Raw genomic sequence first — 25,663 nt, 5'->3', positions numbered from 1 at the left:
ATCCCCAAACGGCCTTCCTGATGGGCAATAGGGTACGACTTAAGGTCTTTTCAGGCGAGTTTTTTTTGCTGTAGAAGAGAAGGAGGGTAGCCAAATTTCAGGCAATAAAAAACCCGGCCGGAGCCGGGTTTTTCAGTCAAGCTTCGGAATTAACCGATAACCTGAATGTTTGCTGCTTGCTTGCCTTTAGGACCAGTAGTGATGTCGAAAGACACCTTCTGGTTCTCGGCGAGGGATTTGAAGCCCTGAACCTTGATTTCGGAGAAGTGGGCGAACAAATCATCACCACCGCCGTCTGGAGTAATGAAGCCAAAGCCTTTAGTGTCGTTGAACCACTTAACTGTACCAGTTGCCATTTCGGATAATTCCTATCAAATTAAAAAAACTTGAGCATTGCTCAATTAAAGCGCGGGGAATCAAAGATTACGAGAATGACAAACTTACGTACTGAAAAGTGCGCTTGCAGCCTACTACTCTATCTTGAAAACCTACGCGCTCACTTTGCACCTTAGTGCTGGCCTTGTCAAGCTGGGCTTTCGCCTGGCTCGTTCAGTGCCTGCCGGTACAAAATGAACGAAACTCAGTATACGACAGATTGAAGAAATAACACCCTTTAAGCGAAATTTATTTGTAATTGGGCTGCCACTCGTCGGAATCCATCCTTCAGGTACGGCGGTAGGGGAATACGTCCAGTACCTGTCCATCCTTGATGCGGTCCTGCAAGCCCTTCCAGAAGTCAGCGTCAAAGAGGTCGCCATGTATCTTGGTAAAGGCCCTGCGATGCTTGATATCAGCAAACAGGAAAACGGGGAACTCCTCCGGGAATACATCATTGGGTCCCACCGAGTACCAGGGCTCGGATGCCATTTCCTGCTCGGGGTACACGGCTTCGGGTATGTGCCGGAAGTTGACTTCGGTCAGGTAGCTGATTTCATCGTAGTCGTAGAACACCACGCGACCGTGGCGGGTAACACCAAAGTTCTTCAGCAGCATGTCGCCCGGGAAGATATTGGCAGCAGCCAGTTCCTTGATGGCTTTGCCATAATCCAGCAGTGCCTCGTGGGTCTGGGTTTCGGTGGCGTTTTCAAGATAGATATTCAATGGCGTCATGCGGCGCTCTGTCCAGCAATGACGAACCAGGATCACATCTCCCTCATCTATGACCGTGGACGCCGCCACCTCCAGCAGTTCAGCCAGACACTCCGGCTCGAAGCGCTCGCGGGGGAAGCGGAAGTCAGCAAACTCTTGGGTGTCAGCCAGGCGTCCTACCCGGTCGTGACGTTTGACCAGACGATAACGATCGATGACGGTCGCCCGATCAATATTCTTGGAAGGGGCGAACTTGTCCTTGATGATCTTGAACACGGTATTGAAGCCGGGAAGGGTGAACACGCTCATCACCATGCCGCGCACGCCTGGGGCCATCATGAAACGATCTTCGCTGGTAGCCAGGTGTGAGATAAGGGCGCGATAGAATTCCGACTTGCCCTGTTTGTAGAAGCCGATTGCCGTGTAAAGCTCGGCCATATGCTTGCCCGGCAGCAGTCGCTTGAGAAATGCCACAAGTTCTGCTGGTACTGGCGCCTCAACCATGAAGTAGGAACGGGTAAACGAGAAGATGATCGATACCTGGGATTCGTCGGTGATCAGGGTATCAACACTGATGCCTTCGTTATCCTGATGAATCAGTGGTAGCACGAACGGCCACTGTTCGTTCTGGCTGAGCACGCGGCCCACCAGGTAGGCCCCTTTGTTGCGGTAGAACACCGACTGCACCAACTCTATCGTCAGACCACGATCATTTTGTGCCCAGTCCGGCAGGCCCTTTTGCAACTGCTCTACAATCATCTTGCAGTCAGCGGCATAGTCGACCCAGGGTGTACTGAACTTGTGCTCATCCAGTACCTGGTGCACAAGATTGTCCAGGGAGCCGTCCGAAATGAAACCCCGCGTCAGCGGAATACGCGACGGCGGGCGTCCCGGAGGACGCGTGGTATGCACGAACATGGTCTCATCACTGATCTGATCATGGTGATGCAGGCTGGTGAAAATTGAATTGAACCAAGTCTCCGCCAGCTCGTCATCAAAACGTTGGGCAATGAGTTCTATATAGGCCAGCCGGATCCGGGGCCAGACGGACACATCCAATATATTGCTGGCGGCCTGATTGTGTTCGAGTGCAGCAGAAGTGGCGGCAACGCATTCCTCATACAGGTTGATGCGCGCGGTAGAAGCTTCCTGGATTTCGGTCCAGCGTGCCTCCTCGAAACGACGCCGGGCACCGGCCGTGATCTCGCGAAAGCCTTGGCGGTAACTGTCGAATCCGTCGAGAATGTGTTGAGCGAGGGTAGCAGGGCTGAAAGGCATGGCGTGATCGAACCTGAGTAGGAGAATGCCATCAGGATAGCCAGTCTGGCATCCTGGCGAAAGAGTGAGATGCGGATAGTCAGCCAGTATTAATAGCGGAACAAAAGGATCTGTTGATGAGAAAGAAATACGGCATAACCTTTGGCGTGGTAGCGACGATCATTATTCTCCTGGTGATCCTGCACCTGTCATTGGCCCACCTGGTTCGCTATCTGTTGAATGACAATATGGCACAGATGGGCGACTACACCGGGAGTGTCGAGGAAGTAGAGCTTTTCTGGTGGCAAGGCGCCTATGAATTGCACAACCTGCGTATCGAGAAGATCGAAGGAAACGTGCAGGCACCGCTGCTCCAGGCCCCCTTGATTGATATAGCGATCAGCTGGAAAACCTTGTGGGAACAACGTGCGTTGGTGGCGGTGGTTCGCTTCACCGAGCCGGAACTGACCTTCGTAGACGCCCAGAACGAGCAGGACAAGCAGGTCGGGGAGGGCGTTGACTGGCGAGAAACCCTGCAGGACCAGTTGCCGATCACGATGAATGAGTTGCAGATAGTTGATGGTGTTCTGGCTTTGCGGAATTTCAGTACAGAACCGCAGGTGAATCTCTATGCCAATAATGTGGATCTGACTATTTATAATTTGAGCACAGCTGAAGACCTTGAAGGGACTCGTGATGCGTCAATGGAGGGGACAGGCACGTTTCTTGGGCATGCACCGATGGAAGCAGAGGCTGCATTCGATCCATTGGTACGCATGGAGGACTTCGCGTTCAGACTGCGGCTCACCGAGGTAGAGCTGCCGCGGCTCAACGACTTTGCTTCAGCCTACGGCAATTTTGATTTCCAGGCAGGTAGTGGTGAGCTGGTAATCGAAGCCTCGGTTGAGGGTGGTGAACTTGAAGGCTATATCAAACCGCTAATGCGTGATGTGGAGATCTTCGACTTCGAGCAGGATATCCAGAATCAGGACAAGGGAATTCTGCGGGGTATATGGGAGGCACTGGTCGGAGGCGGGGAATCCATTCTGAAGAATCAGCGCAAAGATCAGTTGGCCACCCGTGTCACCCTCGGCGGTACCCTGAACGATACCGAGGTCAGTCCCCTCCAGGCTTTTTTAGGCATTCTACGAAACGGTTTTATCGAAGCCTTCAGCTCCGGCTTCGATAGCCGAGAGCCGCAGGATGGCTAAGTCGGATGGACGGGCAAAGGCATATCATTCAGTGACTGAATACTACGCATCGGTTCACACTGCGCCCGCGCTCACGTTATAGTCGTCAGTCAACTTTGGTGGTATTGCATGTCCCAGGCGATACCACGCCCTGACTTACCTTGAGGATAGCCGGAATGAAATTCGAAGGTACCCCTTCCTACGTAGCCACAGACGATCTGAAACTGGCGGTCAACGCCGCCATCACGCTGGAGCGGCCCCTGCTGGTCAAGGGTGAGCCCGGTACGGGCAAGACCATGCTGGCCGAACAGTTGGCCGAGTCGATGGGCATGAAACTGATCACCTGGCACGTCAAATCGACTACCAAGGCGCATCAGGGCCTGTATGAATACGACGCGGTGAGCCGTCTGCGTGACTCCCAGTTGGGTGTCGACAAGGTGCATGACGTTGCCAATTATATAAAGAAGGGCAAGCTCTGGGAGGCATTCGAGTCTGAGGAGCGCTCCATTCTGCTGATCGACGAGATCGACAAGGCCGACATCGAATTCCCCAACGACCTGTTGCAGGAACTCGACAAGATGGAGTTCTATGTCTACGAGACCAATCAGACTATCAAGGCCAAGCAGCGTCCGATCATCATTATTACCTCGAACAATGAGAAAGAGCTGCCTGACGCCTTCCTGCGCCGCTGTTTCTTTCACTATATTGCCTTCCCCGATCGCACCACCATGCAGCGTATCGTTGATGTGCACTTCCCCGATATCCGCAAAGAACTGGTTGCCGAAGCCATGGACATCTTCTTCGACGTGCGCAAGGTGCCCGGCCTGAAGAAGAAGCCCTCCACCTCGGAGCTGGTGGATTGGCTCAAGTTGCTGTTGGCGGACCAGATTCCCGAGGCAGTGCTGCGTGACCGTGATCCGACCAAGGCCATTCCGCCGCTCTATGGCGCCCTGGTCAAGAACGAGCAGGACGTGCAGCTGCTCGAACGCCTGGCATTCATGACACGTCGTCAGAACCGCTGAGAAGTCAGATCCGCTAAGAAGGGGGAAGCCCATGCTCTTGGGCCTGTTCAATGAAATGCGGGCAGCAAAGGTACCGGTATCGGTACGCGAGCTGCTCGATCTGATTCGTGCGCTCAAGCACCATGTCGTATTTGCCGATATGGACGAGTTCTACTATCTCGCGCGTACCGTGATGGTCAAGGATGAACGCCACTTCGACAAGTTCGACCGGGCCTTCGGCGCGTACTTCAATGGTCTGCAAAATCTCGATCAACTTCTCGAGGCACTGATCCCCGAGGATTGGCTGCGCAAGGAATTCGAGAAAATGCTGACCGACGAGGAACGCGAGAAGATCAAGTCCCTGGGCGGTCTGGACAAGTTGATCGAGGAGTTCAAGAAACGCCTTGATGAACAGAAGGAGCGTCATGCCGGCGGCAATAAATGGATTGGCACGGGCGGTACCAGTCCTTTCGGTTCTGGCGGCTACAATCCCGAAGGCATACGCGTTGGCGATGCCGGAAAAAGGCAGGGCAAGGCAGCAAAAGTCTGGGATCAGCGCGAATACAAGAACCTGGACGATCAGGTCGAACTGGGTACGCGCAATATCAAGGTAGCCCTGCGGCGCCTACGCAAGTTCGCTCGTCAGGGCTCGCCGGACGAACTGGATATTGATGGCACTATCGACCACACCGCTCGGGATGCTGGCCTGCTGAACATCCAGATGCGTCCGGAGAAGCGCAACGCCGTCAAGCTGCTGCTGTTATTCGATATCGGTGGCTCCATGGATGCGCACATCAAGGTCTGCGAAGAGCTGTTTTCCGCCTGCAGAACCGAGTTCAAGCACCTTGAGTACTTCTACTTCCACAACTGCCCCTACGAGTCGGTCTGGAAAAACAATCTGCGCCGGACCAACGAGCGAACCGCCACGATGGATCTGCTGCACAAGTACGGCCCGGACTACAAGGTGATATTTGTCGGTGACGCAGCCATGGCGCCCTACGAAATTACCCAGCCGGGTGGTAGCGTGGAGCACTGGAACGAGGAAGCCGGCCACGTCTGGATTCAGCGGTTCATGGAGAAATACAAGAAGATGATCTGGATTAATCCGTACCCCAGGGATACCTGGGACTACACCACCTCGACACGCATCGTTCGCGACCTGATCGAGGATCGGATGTATCCCTTGACGCTGGAAGGGTTGGAAGAGGGGATGAAGTTTCTCAGCAAATAAGCGGCAAGTCCCTAGCTGCAGGCGGTCAGGTGGAAACTGAGGTTTTTGTGATTGAGCGTTGAATTGCGCTTGACCGATCTAACCCCGGGCTCATCCTGACAACGCTTGCAGCTTGCAGCTTGCAGCTTGCAGCTCTTAGCCGATTGTCACCTCCGGCAGCGTCGGCCGTTCGATACTGACCTTCTCCGTCGGCGCCATTACTGTCGCTACGCCATCCACCACCTGCTTGTTGTCCTGATTGAATACCCGTGTGGCAATCTTCACGCGGTTCTTCGGTAGTTTCTCGAGTATCTCCAGCTCCACCCGAATCTCGTCGCCCAGGCGTACCGGGCGCATGAAGCTCATTTCCTGTCCGATGTAGATGGTGCCCGGCCCCGGCATTTCGCAGGCGACCGCGGCGGAGATCAGGGCGCCGGAAAACATGCCATGGGCAATGCGGCCCTTGAATGGCGTCGCTGCGGCAAAGGCTTCGTCCAGATGCACCGGATTGGTATCACCCGATACCGCAGCAAACAGGGTGAGGTCTCGCTCGGTGACCAGATGGGTAATCGAAGCGGTGTCGCCCAGGTTCAATTCATCGTAAGTGCGGTTTTCAAGCTGTGGCATCTGTAGGCTCCAAGGCGGGGAAGGAAGCGACCGGCATATGCTTTGCCAGCCAATCGAGCAGGTCACGTACTACCTGTTCACGGTTGATTTCATTGAATATTTCATGGCGCGCATCATCATACAACCGCAGACTTACAGCTGTCAGCCCTGCTTTGATAAGTCGCTGTTGCAACTTGGCCAGGCCTGTACCGACGCTTACCGGATCAGCACTGCCGCCGATGATATGAACAGGCAAGGCCGAAGGTATCCGGCCCAATTGTCTGGTATCGGCGATCTCTAGCAGGCCGCCGAACAGGTCCTGCCAAAGCCGGGCGGTGCAGTTGAAGCCACACAAAGGGTCGGCTATATAAGCATCAACTTGGACGGGATCGCGAGTGAGCCAGTCGAATTCGGTCCGATTGGGTCTGAAAGCATTATTGAACTGGCCAAAACTCAGTTTGCCGAGTGTCTCGGCGGGCTTGTTCCAGCCACGCAGTCGGCCTTCGATACCAGCTGCGATTTTGCCAATCCTGCTAAGCGCAGGGGGGTGGGCGTTACTGCCGCTGAGAATAACGCCGGCCAGTCCTGCTCCGTGGGTCATCATGTGCCCTTGCATGATATAGGAGCCCATGCTGTGGCCCAGAAGAAAGACGGGAAGGCCGTCCGCCAGGGCGAGTGCGTATTGGCGCAGGGCGTCGATGTCCGAGGTCACCTTGCGCCAACCATCAGAGTCAGCGAATTGTCCCGGTTGGTCAGTAATGCTCTGCCCGTGGCCGCGCTGATCCAGGGCAAGCACCGCATAGCCGGCGCCGTTCAGTTGCTTTGCCAGCCACTCATAACGGCCCGCATGCTCAGCCATGCCGTGGCTTATCAGTATCCAGGCGCGAGGCTCAGCGGTACCTGGTAACCACTTATAAACGAACAGCTTCTGCTGATCTGCAGCAGTCAACCAATCGGTCTGGACGTGCATTATTATTGTTCTCCTGATGCGTATACCAAATGAAACGCGGCAGCATTTTGTGTTTTCGTCCAATGCTGGTAATTTTGTGAGTTACGCATAGACGTGAGCCGACTGACAAGCCTGTATGTCAAGCAAGGGGAATCAGCGGAATAATTGTATCGGGATGAGCTCAGTTTTCATCCCGCCAGACCAACACGGGGAAAGAGGACAACAATAATGCAAGCATCGTTCTGGAATGACAAACGCCCGCCCGGCGTGCCTAACGAGATCGACTCTACACAGTACAGTTCCATCATTGATGTATTTGAGCGCTCCTGCAAACAGTTCGCGGATCGTCCTGCCTTTACCAACATGGATACCACCATCACCTACGGTGATCTCGATAGACTGTCCGCCGATTTTGCGGGCTACCTGCAGACCCAGACCGACCTGCAACCGGGTGACCGCATTGCCATCCAGATGCCTAACGTTCTCCAGTTTCCCGTTGCCGTTTTTGGTGCGATGCGAGCCGGACTTGTCGTGGTCAACACCAACCCGCTGTATACCGCGCGGGAAATGCGCCACCAATTCAAGGACTCCGGCGCCCGGGCACTCATCTACATGAACATGTTCGGCCACCTGGTTGAGGAAGTAGCACCCGACACTGATCTCAAATATCTCTTTGAGGCTCGCATGGGCGATATGCTGCCGGCAGCCAAGGGCTGGCTGGTCAACACAGTCGTTAAGAAAGTGAAGAAAATGGTGCCCTCGTTCAATCTGCCCCAGGCAGTGTCGTTCAAGGCGGCGCTAAAGGCAGGCAAGGGCAAGGCTCCCATGCCGGTTAACAAGACTCACGATGACGTCGCTGTATTGCAGTACACCGGCGGCACCACCGGCCCATCAAAGGGTGCGATGCTCACCCATGGCAACATCGTCTCTAACATGCTGCAGGTTTACGCCAACCTTCAGCAGCGTGATGAGAGCGGTGAAAAAATCATGGGTGACAGCAGCGAAATCATCATCTGCCCCCTGCCGCTGTACCATATCTTCGCTTTTACCGCGAACTGCATGTGCATGATGCTGGCCGGTTACCACAACGTTCTGATCACCAATCCACGCGATATTCCCGGCTTCGTCAAGGAGCTGAAAAAGTGGAAGTTCTCCTCGATGATGGGTCTTAACACCCTGTTCGTCGCGTTGATGGAGCATCCCGAATTTGATCAGATCGATTTCTCTCACCTCAAGGGCACCACCTCCGGCGGCACTGCTTTGGTCAAGGCTACTGCTGAGCGCTGGGAAAAGAAAACCCACAGTCGTATCGGCGAAGGCTATGGCCTGACCGAGTGCTCGCCGGTAGTGTGTTCCAGCCCCGGCGGCGGTCTGGCGCGCCTGGGTACCGTAGGTTTGCCGGTACCGAGCACCGCCCTGAAAGTGGTAGACGAGGAAGGTAACGAGCTGCCCATCGGCGAGCGCGGCGAGCTGTGCGTCAAGGGCCCTCAGGTCATGAAGGGCTACTGGCAGCGCGATGACGCCACCAAGGAAAGCTTCGATGCCGATGGTTGGCTGAAAACCGGCGACGTAGCCGTTATTGACGAGGACGGGTTCGTTGCTATTGTTGACCGGATCAAGGATCTGATTATCGTTTCGGGCTTCAACGTGTACCCCAACGAAATAGAGGATGTGGTTGCAGCTCACCCCAAGGTAGCCAACGCTGCTGCTATTGGTGTGCCTGACGAGAAGTCAGGCGAGGCCGTGAAGCTGTTTGTGGTGCCCAGCTCACCGGATCTGACTATCGAAGAGCTCAAGGCTTACTGCCGTGCCAATTTCACTGGCTACAAGGTTCCCAAGCACTTTGAAATTCGTGAATCTTTACCGATGACACCAGTGGGCAAGATCCTGCGCCGCGAATTGCGAGACGTCTGATTTACCCGCTTTAACTTCATCGTTGCCAGCCGTAATGGTTTGCGTATCACAAGAGCCGCCGGATAAAACCGGCGGTTTTTGTTGTCTGTGCCCGGCATGTTCGACTCGGTTATCCCAGTGCTTCAGGATGCTGGTCTGAGCAGGTAAAAACTGCTAGTCTTCGGCGGCTTTTCGACCAAAAAAGCCGTTACAGTCACGAATAAAACAAATGCGACCGCCGCCTTCTGGGCCGGTACGCCCCGACGAATACGCTCAGGAGCAGGCATCCATGCTTGAGAATTTCTGGAAAGACAAATATCCCGCTGGTATCCCCACCGAGATTAATCCGGATCAATACGCCAACATTCTCGATGTTCTCAAACACTCCTGTCAGCGTTTCGCCGACAAGCCTGCCTTCAGTAATCTCGGCAAGACCATCACCTACGGGGAGCTTTATACGCTTTCGGGTCAGTTTGCAGCGTATTTGCAGAAAAACAGTGGCTTGCAGCCCGGTGACCGGATCGCCATTCAGATGCCCAACGTCCTGCAGTACCCCGTAGCAGTATTCGGTGCGATGCGCGCAGGTTTTGTCGTGGTTAACACCAATCCGCTCTACACCCCACGCGAGATGGAACACCAGTTCAATGACTCAGGCGCCAAGCTGCTGGTCTGTCTGGCCAACATGGCGCATCTGGCAGAGCAGGTCGTACCCAAAACCGGGGTCAAGCAGGTCATCATCACTGAAGTGGGCGACATGCTGCCGCCGCTCAAGCGCCTGTTGGTCAACACTGTCGTCAAGCACGTCAAGAAGATGGTGCCGTCCTACAACATTCCCGGGGCAATCAAATTCAACGACGCACTGGCCAAAGGCAAGAATCAGACCTTCCAGGAGGCGACACCCGGAGCTCAGGATATTGCCGTGCTGCAATACACCGGGGGCACCACAGGCGTGGCCAAGGGCGCGATGCTGACTCACCACAACCTGGTCGCCAATATGCTCCAGGCCAAGGCCATGATGGGCTCTACGATCAAGGACGGCGAAGAGACCATCATCTGTCCGCTGCCCCTGTATCACATCTACGCCTTCACCTTTCATTGCATGGCGATGATGATCAGCGGTAACCACAATATCCTGATCACCAATCCGCGAGACATTCCGGCGTTTGTGAAAGAGTTGTCAAAAGTACCCTTCTCCGGTTTTGTCGGCCTGAATACGCTATTTGTCGCCCTGTGCAATGATGAGGCCTTCCGTAATCTCGACTTCAGCCATTTCAAGGTCACATTGTCCGGCGGCATGGCATTGCAACAGGCCACTGCCGAACGCTGGAAGAAGATCACCGGCTGCGCTGTATGTGAAGGTTACGGTATGACTGAAACCAGCCCGCTGGCTACCGTGAACCCGATCGACAATATCCAGCTGGGTACCATCGGCATTCCGGTTCCTTCGACCCTGTGCAAGATCATCGATGATGACGGGCACGAAGTGGCACTAGGTGAGCGTGGCGAGCTGTGCGTCAAGGGTCCGCAAGTAATGAAAGGCTACTGGCAGCGTCAGGAAGCCACTGATGAAATGCTCGATGCCGAGGGCTGGCTGAAGACAGGTGACATCGCGATTATTCAGGAAGATGGGTACCTGCGCATTGTCGACCGCAAAAAGGATATGATCCTGGTCTCGGGCTTCAACGTGTATCCCAATGAGCTGGAAGATGTGATGGCCGCTATTCCCGGTGTAGCCCAGTGTGCCGCGGTAGGTGTGCCGGATGAGAAGTCGGGTGAAGCGATCAAGGTGTTCCTGGTCAAGGCGCCAGGCGCCGAGCTGACCGAGGATCAAGTGAAAGCGCAAATGCGTGATAGCCTGACAGCGTACAAGGTGCCCAAGTATGTCGAGTTCCGCGACGCGCTACCGACCACCAATGTTGGCAAGATTCTGCGTCGCGAATTGCGCGACGAGGAACTGAAGAAGGCCGCCAACCAGTAGAATGCACTAGCGCTGCGGTTCTTGCCGCAGCAACAGGGCCCCGCCAGAGTCATGCCCTGGCGGGGCTTTTTTTATCAGGCAGGTACAGATTCCGACGATGACCGATTTAACCGCGCTGACGGCCAATCTCGACCAGACCATGGCTGCCGATCGCCACCGTATGCAGCGCCAGTTGCAGCAACTGGCCAAGCAATCCGACCCCCAGCGTGAGGCCAGGTGGCTGGAACAATTCCAGCGCTCCTGTGCGCGCGTGGAAGCCCGTCGGAACAGCATCCCAAGGATGCGGTTCGACGACCAGTTGCCGATTGCCGAGCGTCGCGAACAGATACGCGAGGCCATCGAAGCCCATCAGGTGGTCATCGTTGCCGGTGAAACCGGCTCTGGCAAGACCACCCAGATCCCCAAGATCTGTCTGGAGCTGGGCCGGGGCACTCGCGGCCTCATAGGCCATACCCAGCCGCGTCGTCTGGCGGCGCGCAGTGTTGCCAGCCGGGTCGCCGAAGAGATAGGCACGCCCCTGGGCGAGCTGGTCGGTTTCCAGGTGCGTTTTACCGACCAGAGCTCCGATACCACTCTGATCAAACTGATGACCGATGGCATCCTGCTGGCCGAGACCCAGAACGACCGCTTCCTGCAGCGCTATGACACGCTGATCATTGATGAAGCACACGAGCGCAGTCTGAATATCGACTTCCTTCTTGGCTACCTGAAGAGCATCCTGCCCAAGCGCCCTGATCTGAAGGTAATCATCACTTCGGCCACTATCGATCTGGAGCGCTTTTCCGCTCATTTTGACAATGCCCCGGTCATCGAAGTGTCAGGCCGTACCTATCCGGTGGACGTCTGGTATCGCCCTTTGACTGCTGAAATGGACGAGGAGGGTAATCAGGTTGAAGAGGACCTGAGCATCGACCAGGGCATTGTGGCCGCGCTGCAGGAGCTGGAGCAGCATGAGCGTGCCAATGGTCAGCCGCCGGGTGATGCCCTGGTGTTTTTACCGGGCGAGCGGGAGATTCGCGATACGGCCGAGTTCTTGCGCAAGGCCAATATGCGCCATACCGAGATCCTGCCGTTATATGCGCGCCTGTCGGTTGCCGAGCAGCAGAAGATCTTTGCCTCCCATGCGGGCAGACGCGTGGTGCTGGCCACCAACGTGGCGGAAACCTCGCTCACGGTGCCGGGCATTGTCTATGTGATTGATCCGGGCGAAGCGCGCATTAGTCGTTACAGCCCGCGCTCCAAGGTGCAGCGTTTGCCAGTGGAGGCGGTGTCGCAGGCCAGTGCCAACCAGCGCAAGGGCCGCTGTGGCCGGGTCGCGCCGGGTATTTGCGTGCGGTTGTATGCCGAGGAGGATTTCAATACCCGTCCGGAATTTACCGATCCGGAGATACTGCGTACCAACCTGGCCGCAGTGATCCTGCAGATGCTGCATCTGCGGCTTGGGCGCATTGAAGATTTTCCCTTCATCGAGCCGCCCGAAGGTCGGGCGATCAGCGACGGCTTTACCCTGTTGCAGGAGCTTGGTGCGGTTGATCGGGAAGGTGTCATTACCGATGACGGTCGCCAGCTCGCCCGGTTGCCCGTGGACCCTCGGATTGGCCGAATGTTGCTGGAAGCGAGCCGCACCGGCAGTCTGGAAGAAGTCCTTATCATTGCTAGCGGCTTGACCGTGCAAGACCCTCGGGAACGCCCCCTGGAACGACAGCAGGCAGCAGACCAGGCGCATGTTCAATGGCGTGAAGAGACCTCGGATTTCGTCGCCTTTATAAACCTGTGGCGCGGTTTTGAAGAACAGCGCCAGGCGCTCACCCAGGGCCAGTTGCGTAGCTGGTGCCGGCGCAACTTCCTGAATTTTCTGCGCCTGCGCGAATGGCGCGAAACACACCGCCAACTGGTATTAACTTGCCGTGATCTGAAGCTGGAGCGCAACAGTCAGCCGGCTGGGGACGAGGCGGTACACAAGGCCTTGCTGGCCGGTTTGCTCAGCCAGTTGGGCAACAAGACTGAAGAGGGTGATTACCTGGGGGCGCGCCAGCGTCGATTCATGCTGCACCCATCATCGGCCCTGGCCAAAAAACGGCCGCCGTGGGTTATGGTCGCCGAACTTACCGAGACCCGTCGTCTGTATGGACGACTGGCGGCAAAGATCGATCCCCTATGGGTCGAACCGCTTGCCGGGCATCTGGTCAAGACCAGTTACAGTGAACCGCACTGGGAGAAAAAGCGTGGGCAGGTGGTTGCTTACGAACAGGTGACCTTGTACGGCTTGATTATAGTGCCGCACCGCAAGGTGCATTACGGCCCCATCGATCCGGTAGCCTCCCGGGAGATATTCATCCGTCAGGCCCTGGTGCTCGGAGAATGGCATGGCCGCGCGGCGTTCAACAAAGCCAACCAACAATTGCTCGCCGAACTTGATGAGCTTGAAGCCAAGGCACGCCGGCGGGACATTCTGGTCGATGACGAAACCCTGTATGCCTACTTTGATCGTCATTTGCCCGAGCAAATTTACCAGTTGGCCAGCTTTGAACGCTGGATAAAAACCGGCCAGCGAGAAAACCCCCGACTACTGCACATGACCCGGGAGGAATTGCTGCAACGTGATGCCGGTGAGGTGACTGCCGAGCAGTACCCCGATGCCTGGCGCTGGCAGCAGGTCGCGCTGCCGCTGAGCTACCATTTCGAGCCCGGCCATCCCCGTGACGGTGTGACCATGCGCGTACCGGCACCCTTGTTGCGACAGATGCCAGCGGAGCGTCTTGATTGGCTGGTGCCTGGTCTTTTATTCGACAAGTGCGTGGCATTGGTACGTGGCTTGCCTAAAGCCCTCAGGCGCAATTTTGTACCGGTTCCGGATTTTGTCAGGGCTGCGATGGAGCGCATGCCCTTTGCTCAGGGGAATCTGACCCAGGCCCTGGGGCGCGAGCTGACCCGGATGACTGGTACGCGGATAGATGAGCAGGCCTGGGCAGATATCGAGCTTGAGCCGCACCTGTTGACCAATATCGAAGTGGTCGACGCCGAAGGGAAAGTGATTGCCGAGGGGCGTGATTACAGCGCGCTTTGCAGCCAGTTGGCCGGGCAGGTGCAGGATAGGCCAATGCCCACCCCTGCCAGTCGCCCGCAGCAGCAAACCCAGGTAGCCGGCAGCTACGCTTTACCCGAGAGCCTGGTGCGTAACCAGGCCGGCATAGAAGTGACCTTCTGGCCAGCCTGGGTTGAGGAGGGGGATCAGGTTCAGGAGCAATTGTTTGATACCCGGAATCAGGCATTGCAGGCGCACCGTCGTGGCGTGCAACGCCTTCTGCTGGCCGAGTTGAACGAGCAGGCTCGCTTCCTGCGGCAGAAATGTTCGGCCCTGAAGGATGCTGCTATCTACTACCGAGAGCTAGGCAGCCAGCAACAGCTGACTGACGATGTGTTGTTAGCGGCGGTGGATCGTGTGTTTCTGCCCCCGGATCAGCCCCTGCCGCGCGATCCGGCGGCGCTGGCATCAAGCCTGGAGCAGGGGCGTGGAGAATGGGTGGCGGCGGCCGAGAAGCTGGCAGCGGAAACCCTGGCGATACTCAAGGGCTGGCACTCTTTGCAAAAACGCCTCAAGGGCAAGATCGATCTGGCCCATGCGATTGCGCTTAACGATATTCGTGCGCAACTGGCCGCGCTGTTCTTCAAGGGCTTTATACGGGACGTGCCGGCAGAATGGTTGATGCAGTATCCCCGGTACCTCCAGGCGATCGAACAGCGACTCGACAAGCTTCCGGGCCAGGTGCAACGTGACCGGGTCTGGACCGAAGAACTGCAAGAGCTAGTGGCAAGGCATCAGGCCCGGGAGCTCAAGCACCGCCAGGAAGGGCGCCTGGATGATGCTCTGCTCACCTGGCGTTGGATGCTCGAGGAATATCGCGTTTCTCTGTTCGCTCAACAACTGGGTACGCGCATGCCCGTATCGGCCAAGCGATTGTCCAAATTATGGCAGGAGATCCCCGCCTGATCGTTGTGTAGCGTCGGTCATTGGTGACCAATGGAGTGAACTGAACGTCTGTATGCATTATGCTTCGTCTTTGAGCCATTTTTAGCGTACGGCCTGAAGTCAGGCCAGGGTATTACCACCTGCCCGGTAATGCGTTACCCAAAACATTAAAGAGGACCGACCGTGCAAAGAGTCGTGATCAGTGGAACAGGCCTGTACACCCCACCTAACAGCATCAGCAATGAAGAGCTGGTAGAAAGTTTCAACGCCTATGTCGAGAAGTTCAACAGTGACAATGCCGACGCAATCGCCGCCGGCCAAGTGGCCGCGCTGACTCCCTCGAGTACCGAGTTCATCGAAAAGGCGTCCGGTATCAAGAGCCGCTACGTGATGAACAAGAGCGGTATCATCGATATCAACCGCATGAAGCCGGATATCCCGGAGCGTAGCAACGACGAGTGGTCGATCCTCTGTGAAATGGCCATCAAGGCCGGTACCCAGGCCCTTGAGAAAGCCGGCCGAACGGCTGCAGACATCGACGGCGTCATCGTTGCCTGCTCCAATCTGCAACGCGCCTATCCAGCTGTAGCAATCGAAGTCCAGGAGGCTTTGGGTATTGAAGGCTTCGGTTTTGATATGAACGTGGCCTGCTCTTCAGCGACCTTCGGGATCCAGGCCGCAGCCAACTCGGTCCAGCTAGGCCAGGCCCGCGCAATTTTGATGGTCAATCCGGAGATCTGCACCGGTCATATGAATTTCTGTGACCGTGACAGCCATTTCATTTTCGGTGATGCCTGCACAGCAGTTGTGGTCGAGCGTGCTGAAGATGCGGTATCGGACAACCAGTTCGATATTATCGGGACCAAGCTGCTGACCAAATACTCCAACAATATTCGCAATAACTTTGGTTTTCTCAACCGCGCCGACGATAGTGGGGTGGGCGCGCCCGACAAGCTTTTCGTTCAGCAGGGCCGCAAGGTGTTCAAGGATGTATGTCCGATGGTCGCCGAGCTGATTGGTGAGCACCTGCAAGAGTTCTCGCTGCCCGTCAGCGATATCAAACGCTTCTGGTTGCACCAGGCCAACCTCAACATGAACATGCTGATCGCCCGCAAGTTGCTTGGCCGCGATCCGGAGGCACATGAGGCCCCCGTGGTACTCGATGAGTACGCCAACACCAGTTCGGCCGGCTCAATTATTGCGTTCCACAAATACCAGGACGATCTGCCCAGTGGCACCCTGGGTGTTATCTGTTCATTCGGGGCCGGTTACTCCATTGGCAGCGTCATAGTGCGTAAGCACTGAGCACTGCACGATCGTCCTCTGTCACCAGATTGTCATCATGCTGACATCCAGTTGACACCTGACAAGCACACTATATCTTGGTGACACAGGTCAAGCGTTGGCTACGCGGCTTGTTATCCAGGTACTGCTCCTTGAACCTCGCCATCCCAGGCGGGGTTTTTTTTTGCAAATCCACTGCTTGTAGCGCATACATCGATTGCGTCGAAAAGTTCCCGCACATTCAAAACTTCATCGGTCTGTAACCGTTTTGTCATATGGGATTTCCATAATCTCCCCAGTCGAAACAACGACGGCACGTCACCATAAGCTGGCGTTTAAAATACCTAGGAGAGTACTGATGAATAAGAAGCTGCTTGCGATTGTTATTGGGGCCGCTGCGGCCATGCCGGTAATGGCTATGGCTGATGTGAGCGTTTACGGTCGTGCACACATTTCTGTTGATCATCTATCTGTTGATAATGTTGAGACTGCCCCAGGAGTATTTGATGACTATTCCGAGGTAAACCTGTCAAGCAACTCCTCTCGCCTGGGCTTCAAGGGTGACCACGAAATCAACCCGAACCTGAAAGCTTTCTTCCAGATCGAACAGCAAATCGATTTCGGCACCGACAACGGTGAAACTCTGGCCACACGCGATACCTTCGTTGGTCTGGGCGGTAACTTCGGTAGCGTTCGTGCAGGCCGTTTCGATAGCCCCTTTAAGGCAGCACGTGGTCCGGCCAACCTGTTCGGTGACCAGGTCGGTGACATGCGTAACCTGACTCGCGTTGGTAACGCCCGCTTTGACGAGCGTTATGACAACACCATCGAATACACCACTCCTGACATGAGCGGCTTCTTCGGCAAGCTGGGCTACTCCCTGCACGAGACCGATGTTGCAGGCCAGGACGTTGATACCAACACTCTGAGCATGTCGTTGAACTATGAAGGTTCGGCTGCCGAAGCTTCTTTGGCATACGAGACTGCTGATGAAGATACCGGCCGTGGCGAGCGTAACGGTGTACGCTTTGCTGGTGCTTACAAGATTACCGACGCCATCAAGGGCGTGGCGTTCTACCAGACTGTTGATTACGAAAACGACAACGTTACTCAGGCAGTACGTGATCAGTTGACTTCCGATACCTTTGGTTTGGGCGCTGAGTTCAAAGTAGCTTCAGCAACCGCCATCAAGGGCATGTGGCTGACCCGTGAGGCCGATGCTGACGAGTTTGACAGCACCCTTTGGGTAGTAGGCGTTGAGCACAAGCTGGACAAGGCTGTTCGCGTCTATGCCAACTACGCCATGACTTCAAACGATGACAACGCTTCTCGCACGCCTTGGGGTCAGGCACGTACTGCTGATCCAGCTGGTGCAGCTGGTGAAGATGCAACTGGTCTGACATTAGGTCTGCGTTACGACTTCTGATCAGCTTCCAGAGCTTTACCAAAAAGGGTTATGCCTCTGGCATAACCCTTTTGTCATATTAGTGACATCTTTCCGTCTTATTATTGCTATATCCGCACTGCGGAAGATTTTCCGATCTATCGAATATTCATACCTATCAAGGAGTTGTCATGCGCAATCTGTTCGTAATCGCTGTTGCCTGTATGCTTGCCGCCTGTGCACAGCGTGAGCCGGTCAAACTCTATTCCGGCGCCGAGCAGCCGACTGGCCAGATCCTTGTAGTTGAAATGCCTTATACACTGGAAGTGCTAAACATCAACGGTAACCCTGTACCTGAAGCCAACCGTATGAGCGGTAATCAGGACCGCAAGCTCGAGCTGCAACCAGGCGAGTATCGAATCAATGCCTACTACGAAAACGTATACGATATTAATGGCGGACTGAGCAGCGAAGTCGTTCGTACGCGCAGTGCCACCTACACGATCAATGGCAAGGCTGGTGAAGTATGGCGGCTGGACTTCGACGCGCCGATGAACCTGAAAGAGGCGGAAGCCATGAAAGACGATTTCGCCGGTTGGTCGCTGAATAAAGCTACGGGTGAGAGATATGCCACTGAGCCTGGTCCGGCTTACGTTTCTCTGGTAGGTCAATTGATGGGTGGCGGAAGTGCCCCAACCTACGATACTGAAGTCAAACCCCTGGGTGCTGCCAATCAGGCCCCGGCAGCGGCGCCAGTCGCACCAGTAGCTTCGTCACAGGCGACTGCAGCAAAAACACTTCCGCATAACGACGCCACCCTGACTACCTTGCAGCAACTTTGGTTGCTCCTCGGTCCAGAGAGTAGAGACGCGTTTCTCGAGTGGGCGCAGCAGTAAGTTTTCTAGTGGTGCTCCAGCCCGGCTTCCAGCCGGGCTTTTTTGTTACGCATCAGAGAGTTCGGAAGCTGCGATTTGCTGGTGCGCTGTGGCATGCTATCTAAATGAAAATACGTCAGCTTGTACGCATACAGGATATTCCCGGTAACCAATGGGACGGCCTGCTTGATTGTGATTATCCCTTCCTGCGCCACGGTTTCCTTGCTGCCTTGGAGGATAGTGGTTCGGTGTGTGCTGAACGGGGCTGGGAGCCGGCACACCTGGTTGTCTTCGACGAGGCTGATCAGCTACAGGCGGCATTACCGCTGTATCGCAAGATGCACTCCTACGGCGAATACGTATTCGACTTTCAGTGGGCCCAGGCATGGGAGCGCAGTGGTCGCGATTACTATCCCAAATATCTTGCCGCAGTGCCGTTCTCTCCTGTGCAGGGCCCTCGGCTACTCGCCCGCTGCTCGCAGAGCCGAGCGCTGATTCTGGAATTCCTGGATCAGGAGCTGAGTCAGGCCGGGCTCTCCGGCATGCACCTGCTGTTCAATCAAGATGACGGAAATGATGCTCTCGAGGCCGCTGGGTGGGTCCAGCGACTGGGGTGCCAGTTTCACTGGTTCAACCGTGGTTATGCAGGCTTTGATGATTTTCTGGGTGCCTGTAACTCCCGCAAGCGCAAGAATTTTCGCAAGGAGCGGCTGGCGGTTACCGAACAGGGCATCAGTTTTCACTGGCTGGCTGGCGCCGAGCTGACATCGACGGTGTGGGACCAGTTTTATCCATTTTATGCTGCAACCTATCTCAAGCGCGGGCAACATCCGTACCTTACCCCCGAATTCTTCCAGATGCTGGGTGAGTCGATGCCCGAGTCCATTCGCCTGGTGTTTGCACGTCAGGAGGGCCGAGATGTGGCCGGCGCCTTTTTTCTGGCCGATCAGGACTCGCTCTATGGCCGTTACTGGGGCTGCCTGGAAGAATATGATCGGCTGCATTTCGAAACCTGTTTCTACCAGGGTATGGAGCGTTGTATTGCCGAAGGCTTGAAGCGCTTTGACGCGGGTGCCCAGGGCGAGCACAAGTTGATCCGTGGCTTCGAACCGGTACTAACCCAGTCCTGGCACAAACTGCAGGAGCCTTTGCACGACGCCGTGGCAGATTTTCTGGTGGGTGAGCGCGAGGGAGTGAAGGCCTACCAGTTGGATGCCCAGCAATATCTGCCGTACCGCCAGACCGAGTAGAGCCGGCTTCATCGAGCGGGAGCTCGACGGTCCCGGAGCTCGGAGTCTCGTAGAGGCTCGGCGCCCCCGGGAGGTTCGAGCTCCTGCTCGTACAATGCTGTCAGCCAGCTCCGATATTCCAGTTTGAACGCGTGCGTGGCCGAGGAGTTTTTATCGAGCGGGGGCTTTAGTGCCCCACAACTCTAGTTTCCAAGGAAATCTGCCCCGCCGAGACGTTATTCAGCCGCCGCTTCGACCCGCTCAACGCTCTGGATCGTGACCGGATTGGTGGGTACGTTCTGGTGGCCACGCGTGGTAGCAGTAGGCACCTTGGCAATAGTCTCAACCACGTGCTGGCCATCAATGACTTCAGCAAATACGGCATAACCGAAGTCACGACCGCCGTGATTCAGGAAATCATTATTGCCCAAGTTGATAAAGAATTGGCTGGTGGCACTGTCAACTACCTGAGTGCGCGCCATGGCGACGGTATATCGGTCGTTGCGCAGCCCGTTGTCCGCTTCGTTCTTGATCGACTTGCCAACCGCTCGCTGGTTCATGTCAGGGGTAAAGCCGCCGCCCTGGATCATGAACCCGGGGATTACGCGGTGGAAAATCAGTCCGTCATAATGACCTGCATCTGCATAGCGTAGAAAGTTCTCCACACTGACAGGCGCAGCTTCAGCGTTGAGTTCCATTTTGATATCGCCATGGCTGGTTTTTAGCAGTACCTGAGGATTTTCCGCCAGGGCAGGGGCCGCTGCCAACAGTAAGGTGCATGTGGCGATAAGGCGTTTGAACATGGTTGGTCTCCGTGAAGATAAAAATCGTGTCGCTCAGCCGTTGTTTCCGGCAGGGGAAGAAGAACCCGACTGGGCCAAAAAGTCCAGTAGCAGAGCGTTGAATTTCTCGGCCTGATCAATAGGCGTGCCGTGACGGGAATCCTCGATAACCTCAAGGTGAGCGTCGCCCAGGTGGCTGACATATTCCCGTTTTCTTTCAACCGGTGTGTAATCCTGATCAGCAGCAATCACCAGCACTGGACAATTGATCCGATCCAGTCGCTCGGTCACTCCCCAGCCAACCAGGGCGCGCAATGAGGCCAGATAGGCTCGACGGTCGTTTTCCATCCAGCGACCTTCAAAGGTCTCGCGAATGTCCTGTTGCTCGGGTTTGGGAAACAGGGTCTTGGCCAGCCCCTTGGCTACAGCGCTCAATGGCAGAATGTGAGCAAAGAACAGCCGTTGGGCAACCATCAGATACTCTTTTGGACGCCTGGGTATCAACTCGGGACCGCTGTTGACAATGGTCAGACTGGCGGGCACCTCGGGGTGGTCGGTAGCCAGTTGAAAGGCGATCATGCCGCCCATGGAGATACCCACTATATGTGGTTTGACTAATTGCATATGGTTGATGAACGCCAGACAATCCGCAGCAAAGGCCTTGACGCTATAGCCTCCGGCCGGCTTGTCACTTTTACCGTGGCCACGCATATCCAGAGTCAACACCCGGTATTGCGGCAGCAGCGCGGGTATCTGGTGCTCCCAGTCGCGACCACTGGAGCCCAGTCCGTGAACGAGTAAAACCGGATCACCTTCGCCCTGGTCGGTATAGTGCAGATTGCAGCCATTGAGTTGCAGGTAGGCCATGAGTCCTTTCCTTGATGGAACCCCTTGGTTAAAGCGGGTTTTGGGTATAAGAATATGACGATGCCTTGCCAGTATCGGTTTGTCATCGTCCGTAGCGGTTGTGCTGTTGTAGACAGCCTGTGCCGAACTTTTTACTCAGGCAGAGTCCAAAAGGTAACCGGTTAGCCGGAATTCTGTAAGGAGATTTACCATGAAACAGTTACTTCTTGTCGGTTTGTTGGCTATTTCGATGCCTTTGCTGGCTCAACAGCCGCTGGGGTTTCCCGTGGATGTCGATCTCAAAGCCCCGGGCCTTGATCTGAATACCTCCAGCACCGGCAATATAGGCAATGTGGCTACGGTGACGCTGGAGAACCTGGACCGACGTCAGATTTTTTGTGTAGCCACCTTCGTCAACGGTCCCGAGAAGCCGTCACCTCTGCGCGTCAGACTGGCCCCTGGGGAAAAAACGGTACTGACCCAAGCCTTTCAGCGCGACATCATCCGCGTTCGCGTGGGCATAGAATGTAACGAAGCCTGACCACCTTTGGTCAATCCGCCATCGAATGCTCGACCAACAGATCGGCCAGGATCTGGGTGGCGGGGCCAAGGGGCTTGTCCTTGTTGGCATAAAGATAGAGAAAGTGCGAGCGCCTGGCACCCTGTTGCAAGCGCAGAAGAGCCAGCCGACCCTGCTGCAGCTCCAGGGTGATTTCGTGCTCGGGTAACCAGGCGAACCCCAGGCCGCTGGCAACCAGGGTTGCAGCGGTACCCAGGCTCGCGACCGTCCACCTTTGTTCTGCGCCAAGCCAGCCTGCATCAACTGGGTGGTGTCCAGAGTCGCGAATGACTACCTGAAGCTGGGTTTGCAGATCCTCGTGGGTGAGTTCACGATTCAGCTGATGCAAGGCGTGGTCCGGATTGGCCACGGCAACAAAATCGACGGCGTTGATCTGATGGGGCAGGTAGCCGGCAATGCTCATGCCTGAAATAGCCAGATCAGCAGAACCATCGAGTAGGCAATCTTCAACGCCCGAAAGTACTTCTTCGCGCAATTGCACCCGGCAGCCCTGGCTGAGGGGCATGAAGGCTTGCAGTGCATTCGCCAGGCGGCTGGTGGGGTAGGCCGCATCCACCACCAGCCGAACTTCCGGTTCCCAGCCCTGATCCATATTGAAGGCCAGACGCTCCAGCTGACTTGCCTGCTGAATCAGATTGCGTGAACGGCGCAGCAGCACTTCACCAGCCTCTGTAAGCGTGGCCTTGCGACCGATGATTTCCAGCAGGGGAACGCCCAGCTGCTCCTGCATACGGGCGATGGTATAGCTCACCGAGGACTGTGAGCGATGCAATACCTCTGCAGCCTGTGCGAACCCGCCGCTATCAACCACAGCCTGCAGGGTGCGCCATTGTTCAAGGGTAACGCGTGGAGCTTTCATGCTATGGCCTTGGCAATTTCCTGGATAAGGGGATTATGAGGCGGATGGCAGCTGCTGGCGAGAGACTAGCGGTATTCACCCGGCGTCAGGCCGGTCCATTTCTTGAAGGCGCGGTGAAATGCCGAGGGCTCGGAGAAGCCCAGTAGCACTGCCAGATCCTGAATGGTCATATCCTGACGGGACAGGTGATATATCGCTATATCCCTTCGCAGATGATCTTTCAGTTCCTGATAGGAGGTGCCTTCGTCGCGAAGATGCCGCCTGAGTGTGGGCGGGCTCATATTCAACTGGCTGGCGATCGACTCCATGTCCGGCATTTCCACACCCACGTTGCGACCAATCACCTGACGGATACGCCCGGACAGGCTGTTGCCAAAGTCCCTGCGTGACAGCAGGTCCGACGGTGATTGCTCGAGAAAGCGCTTGAGCGTTCGGGCATCCTGAATCAGTGGCTCCTGCAGGTAGCTGTGCGGAATGGCCAGGGCCGTTGCAGGCTGGCCAAAATGCAGCTTGCAGCCGAAGATCAACTGGTACTCCTTATGCTGCCCGGGGATCGAGTAGGCGAATGTTGCTCGCTCCAGGGGGATACGCTTGCCGATCAACCAACTGGCCAGTCGGTGCCAGATAACCAGCAGGGACTCGGTCAGAAAGTGGTCAGGGTCATCCATCATGCTGGTATCGATCTCCAGCCAGACCAGATCTTCCTCCGTGCGCATGCTGATGCTGGGGTTGTCGGCAAAAAGGCTGTAAAACAGCATGCCGCGCTGAAGTGCACGTTCCAAGGTGCCACAATAAATCAGCGCATGGCACATCATCGCAAAGGTACCAGGGCGGCTGCGCACGGGCCCGAACCCCATCAGCTCATCCTCAAGGGTCTCCCACAACAGTTTGATCAAGTGAGCATACTGGTCAGCATCCACCCGCATACGTGGCTGTTCGAGAAGATCCGGATTGATCCCGGCCGCACTCATGAGAGTCCTGCTGTCGTGCCCATGACGCTCGGCACCGTACAGCGCGGCGCGGACAAAATGGATGGCGACTGACCTGTTGTTCATCTGCTGCGGGGTTCTCCTGAAGGCTGCTGTCGAGTTAGCCACACCGCTAGTCGACCCGCAACCGAATACAGGCGGGCAAAATGGTCAATCGCGATGAGCGCTGGAGTCATTGAGCGCGGCTCTTCAGGAGGCTAGTCTGAATTGACAATAAACAGGAGCTCCGCCATGCAGCGCACCCATTTCGATACCGAACACAACATGTTTCGCGAATCCTTCCGCACCTTCTTGCAGAAAGAGGTCGTGCCCAATCAGGAAGCCTGGGAAGAGGCCGGGATGGTTGATCGGCAGGTGTGGGAAAAGGCTGGGGCGATGGGTTTTCTGTTGCCCTGGGCGGATGAAGAATATGGCGGGTCAGGTCTCAAGGACTTTCGGTACGAACAGATCATGAGCGAGGAGCTTGCCTACATCAACGAGCCCGGTTTCATGCTGCCGCTGCATTCGGCTCTTTGCGGTCCCTACATTACCGAATACGGCAATGAGGAACAGAAGCAACGCTTCCTCCCTGCAATTATTCGCGGCGAGTGCATCCTCGCTGTCGCCATGACCGAGCCTGGTGCGGGTTCCGATCTGGCGGGCATGCGCACCACGGCAGTAGAGCAGGCTGACCATTACGTGCTCAACGGCTCCAAGACCTATATCTCCAACGGTATCTTGGGCGACCTGATCATTGTGGCCGCCAAGACTGACCCGTCCAATAAACATGCGATGGGGCTATTCCTGGTCGAGCGTGGCATGCCCGGTTTTGAGCGAGGCCGCAAGCTGAAGAAAATGGGCATGCATAGCCAGGACACCGCCGAGCTGTTCTTCAACGACGTCAAGATCCCCAAGGCCAACCTCCTGGGCGACGGCAAGGCAGGCTTCATCTACCTGATGCAGATGCTTGCCCAGGAACGCCTGACCAACGCCTGTGGCGCGGTAGCAGGCGCCGAAGCCGCCTTCCGCGCTACGCTTGAGTACGTCACCGAACGTAAAGCCTTCGGCAAGCCCATAGCCGAGTTCCAGAATACCCGCTTCAAGCTCGCAGAGCTGCGTACCCAGATCGATGTAGCGCAGTGCTTTGTCGACCGCTGTGTCATGGACCACAACCAGAAAAAGCTGACTGCCGAGATTGCCGCTGAAGCCAAACTGTTTACCACTGAGCTGCTGGGCAAGGCGGTGGACGAGGGCGTGCAGTTGCATGGCGGAGCGGGTTATATGTGGGAATACCCGATTTGCCGGATGTATGCCAATGCACGGATCCAACGAATCTTTGCCGGCACCTCCGAGATCATGAAGGAGATTATCAGCCGGGGGTTGAAGCTGTAGGCGGGAAAGCGAAAGTCAAAATGGATTCCCGCCTTCGCGGGAATGACGGGGGTGACGGGAATGACGGGGGTGTGGGGACAGCAATGACGGGTTGGTACGCGGGAATGAAGGGTATGACGGGTATGCGCAAAGCGTGGCGTCAGAAGGCGCTACTCCGCGATATCTTCAAACGTCATCCTCGCGAAGGCGGGGATCCATTGTCGGGTCGGTCCGGACGAATGGGTGGGCGCACCAGCACCAAGGTTGTTGAGCCGGTCACATAGGTAACACCACAAACCGGCCACATAGGTAACACCTATGTTGGCCGTATTACTCGTCCCC

20 protein-coding genes are annotated in these 25,663 nt (G+C 56.0%); 12 read left to right on the top strand and 8 right to left on the bottom strand.

Features of this window, described 5'->3' with window-relative positions:
* Positions 1-149: 149 nt before the first annotated feature.
* Entirely contained in the window at positions 150-356 is a 207-nt protein-coding gene (locus IEV54_RS14560; RefSeq protein ID WP_028615072.1) for a cold-shock protein, read from the bottom strand.
* A gap of 307 nt (positions 357-663) precedes the next feature.
* On the bottom strand, positions 664-2,367 hold the full coding sequence (aceK, locus tag IEV54_RS14555; RefSeq protein WP_150278983.1) for a bifunctional isocitrate dehydrogenase kinase/phosphatase: 1,704 nt from the start codon (positions 2,365-2,367) through the stop codon (positions 664-666).
* A 116-nt stretch (positions 2,368-2,483) separates the two neighbouring features.
* Between aceK and IEV54_RS14550 the strand changes: the two genes are divergently transcribed.
* From IEV54_RS14550 to IEV54_RS14540, 3 genes are all read left to right on the top strand, one after another.
* On the top strand, positions 2,484-3,557 hold the full coding sequence (locus IEV54_RS14550; RefSeq protein ID WP_150278984.1) for a DUF748 domain-containing protein: 1,074 nt from the start codon (positions 2,484-2,486) through the stop codon (positions 3,555-3,557).
* A gap of 155 nt (positions 3,558-3,712) precedes the next feature.
* Positions 3,713-4,558: an AAA family ATPase gene (locus IEV54_RS14545; protein ID WP_150278985.1), complete on the top strand. Its 846-nt coding sequence runs from the start codon at positions 3,713-3,715 to the stop codon at positions 4,556-4,558.
* A 31-nt stretch (positions 4,559-4,589) separates the two neighbouring features.
* Positions 4,590-5,768, top strand: a complete 1,179-nt coding sequence (locus tag IEV54_RS14540) for a vWA domain-containing protein (protein WP_150278986.1) — start codon at positions 4,590-4,592, stop codon at positions 5,766-5,768.
* Positions 5,769-5,903: 135 nt separating this feature from the next.
* On the opposite strand, the gene IEV54_RS14535 is transcribed toward IEV54_RS14540, so the two are convergent.
* Together IEV54_RS14535 and IEV54_RS14530 are read right to left on the bottom strand one after the other, a co-directional pair.
* Positions 5,904-6,374 carry a MaoC/PaaZ C-terminal domain-containing protein gene (locus IEV54_RS14535; protein ID WP_150278987.1) on the bottom strand — a complete coding sequence of 157 codons (471 nt, stop codon included), beginning with the start codon at positions 6,372-6,374 and terminating at the stop codon, positions 5,904-5,906.
* The gene (locus tag IEV54_RS14530; protein ID WP_150278988.1) at positions 6,361-7,323 is read right to left on the bottom strand and encodes an alpha/beta hydrolase; all 963 of its coding nucleotides are present in this window, start codon (positions 7,321-7,323) and stop codon (positions 6,361-6,363) included. The genes IEV54_RS14535 and IEV54_RS14530 overlap by 14 nt, the downstream gene beginning before the upstream one ends.
* A gap of 207 nt (positions 7,324-7,530) precedes the next feature.
* Here IEV54_RS14530 and IEV54_RS14525 point away from each other — a divergent pair, with 207 nt between their 5' ends.
* From IEV54_RS14525 to IEV54_RS14495, 7 genes are all read left to right on the top strand, one after another.
* Positions 7,531-9,216 (top strand): long-chain-fatty-acid--CoA ligase, encoded by a 1,686-nt coding sequence (locus IEV54_RS14525; protein ID WP_150278989.1) that lies wholly within the window; start codon positions 7,531-7,533, stop codon positions 9,214-9,216.
* A gap of 268 nt (positions 9,217-9,484) precedes the next feature.
* Positions 9,485-11,173 carry a long-chain-fatty-acid--CoA ligase FadD1 gene (gene fadD1, locus IEV54_RS14520; RefSeq protein ID WP_150278990.1) on the top strand — a complete coding sequence of 563 codons (1,689 nt, stop codon included), beginning with the start codon at positions 9,485-9,487 and terminating at the stop codon, positions 11,171-11,173.
* 97 nt (positions 11,174-11,270) lie between these two features.
* Positions 11,271-15,164, top strand: a complete 3,894-nt coding sequence (gene hrpA / locus IEV54_RS14515) for an ATP-dependent RNA helicase HrpA (RefSeq protein WP_150278991.1) — start codon at positions 11,271-11,273, stop codon at positions 15,162-15,164.
* A gap of 162 nt (positions 15,165-15,326) precedes the next feature.
* Complete coding sequence (locus IEV54_RS14510) at positions 15,327-16,448, top strand: beta-ketoacyl-ACP synthase III (RefSeq protein ID WP_150278992.1); 1,122 nt, start codon at positions 15,327-15,329, stop codon at positions 16,446-16,448.
* Positions 16,449-16,785: 337 nt separating this feature from the next.
* Positions 16,786-17,853, top strand: coding sequence for a porin (locus tag IEV54_RS14505; protein WP_150278993.1), 1,068 nt, complete (start codon positions 16,786-16,788; stop codon positions 17,851-17,853).
* Positions 17,854-18,002: 149 nt separating this feature from the next.
* Complete coding sequence (locus IEV54_RS14500) at positions 18,003-18,707, top strand: DUF2057 family protein (protein WP_150278994.1); 705 nt, start codon at positions 18,003-18,005, stop codon at positions 18,705-18,707.
* Between the two features lie 104 nt (positions 18,708-18,811).
* Positions 18,812-19,936, top strand: a complete 1,125-nt coding sequence (locus IEV54_RS14495; RefSeq protein WP_150278995.1) for a GNAT family N-acetyltransferase — start codon at positions 18,812-18,814, stop codon at positions 19,934-19,936.
* 215 nt (positions 19,937-20,151) lie between these two features.
* Here IEV54_RS14495 and IEV54_RS14490 read toward each other — a convergent pair whose 3' ends face one another.
* Positions 20,152-20,718, bottom strand: a complete 567-nt coding sequence (locus tag IEV54_RS14490) for a peptidylprolyl isomerase (protein WP_150278996.1) — start codon at positions 20,716-20,718, stop codon at positions 20,152-20,154.
* A gap of 33 nt (positions 20,719-20,751) precedes the next feature.
* Positions 20,752-21,564 carry an alpha/beta fold hydrolase gene (locus IEV54_RS14485; protein WP_150278997.1) on the bottom strand — a complete coding sequence of 271 codons (813 nt, stop codon included), beginning with the start codon at positions 21,562-21,564 and terminating at the stop codon, positions 20,752-20,754.
* A 190-nt stretch (positions 21,565-21,754) separates the two neighbouring features.
* Between IEV54_RS14485 and IEV54_RS14480 the strand changes: the two genes are divergently transcribed.
* On the top strand, positions 21,755-22,084 hold the full coding sequence (locus tag IEV54_RS14480; protein WP_150278998.1) for a hypothetical protein: 330 nt from the start codon (positions 21,755-21,757) through the stop codon (positions 22,082-22,084).
* 10 nt (positions 22,085-22,094) lie between these two features.
* On the opposite strand, the gene IEV54_RS14475 is transcribed toward IEV54_RS14480, so the two are convergent.
* Positions 22,095-22,982, bottom strand: a complete 888-nt coding sequence (locus IEV54_RS14475) for a LysR family transcriptional regulator (RefSeq protein ID WP_150278999.1) — start codon at positions 22,980-22,982, stop codon at positions 22,095-22,097.
* A 65-nt stretch (positions 22,983-23,047) separates the two neighbouring features.
* Complete coding sequence (locus IEV54_RS14470; RefSeq protein WP_150279000.1) at positions 23,048-24,037, bottom strand: AraC family transcriptional regulator; 990 nt, start codon at positions 24,035-24,037, stop codon at positions 23,048-23,050.
* Between the two features lie 165 nt (positions 24,038-24,202).
* Between IEV54_RS14470 and IEV54_RS14465 the strand changes: the two genes are divergently transcribed.
* A complete protein-coding gene (locus tag IEV54_RS14465; RefSeq protein ID WP_150279001.1) occupies positions 24,203-25,342 on the top strand; it encodes an acyl-CoA dehydrogenase family protein in 1,140 nt (379 codons plus the stop codon).
* Positions 25,343-25,663 lie beyond the last annotated feature (321 nt).

The sequence above is a fragment of the Halopseudomonas salina genome, assembly GCF_014637955.1.
In the GTDB taxonomy this organism is placed as follows: Bacteria; Pseudomonadota; Gammaproteobacteria; order Pseudomonadales; family Pseudomonadaceae; genus Halopseudomonas; species Halopseudomonas salina.
This window is presented reverse-complemented; position numbering and strand designations above follow the sequence as displayed.

Coding starts and splice junctions, on each gene's coding strand:
- IEV54_RS14560 (WP_028615072.1), bottom strand. CDS start 356: ATGGCAACTGGTACAGTTAAGTGGTTCAACGACACTAAAGGCTTTGGC.
- IEV54_RS14485 (WP_150278997.1), bottom strand. CDS start 21,564: ATGGCCTACCTGCAACTCAATGGCTGCAATCTGCACTATACCGACCAG.
- IEV54_RS14530 (WP_150278988.1), bottom strand. CDS start 7,323: ATGCACGTCCAGACCGATTGGTTGACTGCTGCAGATCAGCAGAAGCTG.
- IEV54_RS14505 (WP_150278993.1), top strand. CDS start 16,786: ATGAATAAGAAGCTGCTTGCGATTGTTATTGGGGCCGCTGCGGCCATG.
- IEV54_RS14470 (WP_150279000.1), bottom strand. CDS start 24,037: ATGAACAACAGGTCAGTCGCCATCCATTTTGTCCGCGCCGCGCTGTAC.
- aceK (WP_150278983.1), bottom strand. CDS start 2,367: ATGCCTTTCAGCCCTGCTACCCTCGCTCAACACATTCTCGACGGATTC.
- IEV54_RS14550 (WP_150278984.1), top strand. CDS start 2,484: ATGAGAAAGAAATACGGCATAACCTTTGGCGTGGTAGCGACGATCATT.
- IEV54_RS14475 (WP_150278999.1), bottom strand. CDS start 22,982: ATGAAAGCTCCACGCGTTACCCTTGAACAATGGCGCACCCTGCAGGCT.
- IEV54_RS14500 (WP_150278994.1), top strand. CDS start 18,003: ATGCGCAATCTGTTCGTAATCGCTGTTGCCTGTATGCTTGCCGCCTGT.
- IEV54_RS14540 (WP_150278986.1), top strand. CDS start 4,590: ATGCTCTTGGGCCTGTTCAATGAAATGCGGGCAGCAAAGGTACCGGTA.
- IEV54_RS14465 (WP_150279001.1), top strand. CDS start 24,203: ATGCAGCGCACCCATTTCGATACCGAACACAACATGTTTCGCGAATCC.
- hrpA (WP_150278991.1), top strand. CDS start 11,271: ATGACCGATTTAACCGCGCTGACGGCCAATCTCGACCAGACCATGGCT.
- fadD1 (WP_150278990.1), top strand. CDS start 9,485: ATGCTTGAGAATTTCTGGAAAGACAAATATCCCGCTGGTATCCCCACC.
- IEV54_RS14525 (WP_150278989.1), top strand. CDS start 7,531: ATGCAAGCATCGTTCTGGAATGACAAACGCCCGCCCGGCGTGCCTAAC.
- IEV54_RS14495 (WP_150278995.1), top strand. CDS start 18,812: ATGAAAATACGTCAGCTTGTACGCATACAGGATATTCCCGGTAACCAA.
- IEV54_RS14490 (WP_150278996.1), bottom strand. CDS start 20,718: ATGTTCAAACGCCTTATCGCCACATGCACCTTACTGTTGGCAGCGGCC.
- IEV54_RS14535 (WP_150278987.1), bottom strand. CDS start 6,374: ATGCCACAGCTTGAAAACCGCACTTACGATGAATTGAACCTGGGCGAC.
- IEV54_RS14480 (WP_150278998.1), top strand. CDS start 21,755: ATGAAACAGTTACTTCTTGTCGGTTTGTTGGCTATTTCGATGCCTTTG.
- IEV54_RS14545 (WP_150278985.1), top strand. CDS start 3,713: ATGAAATTCGAAGGTACCCCTTCCTACGTAGCCACAGACGATCTGAAA.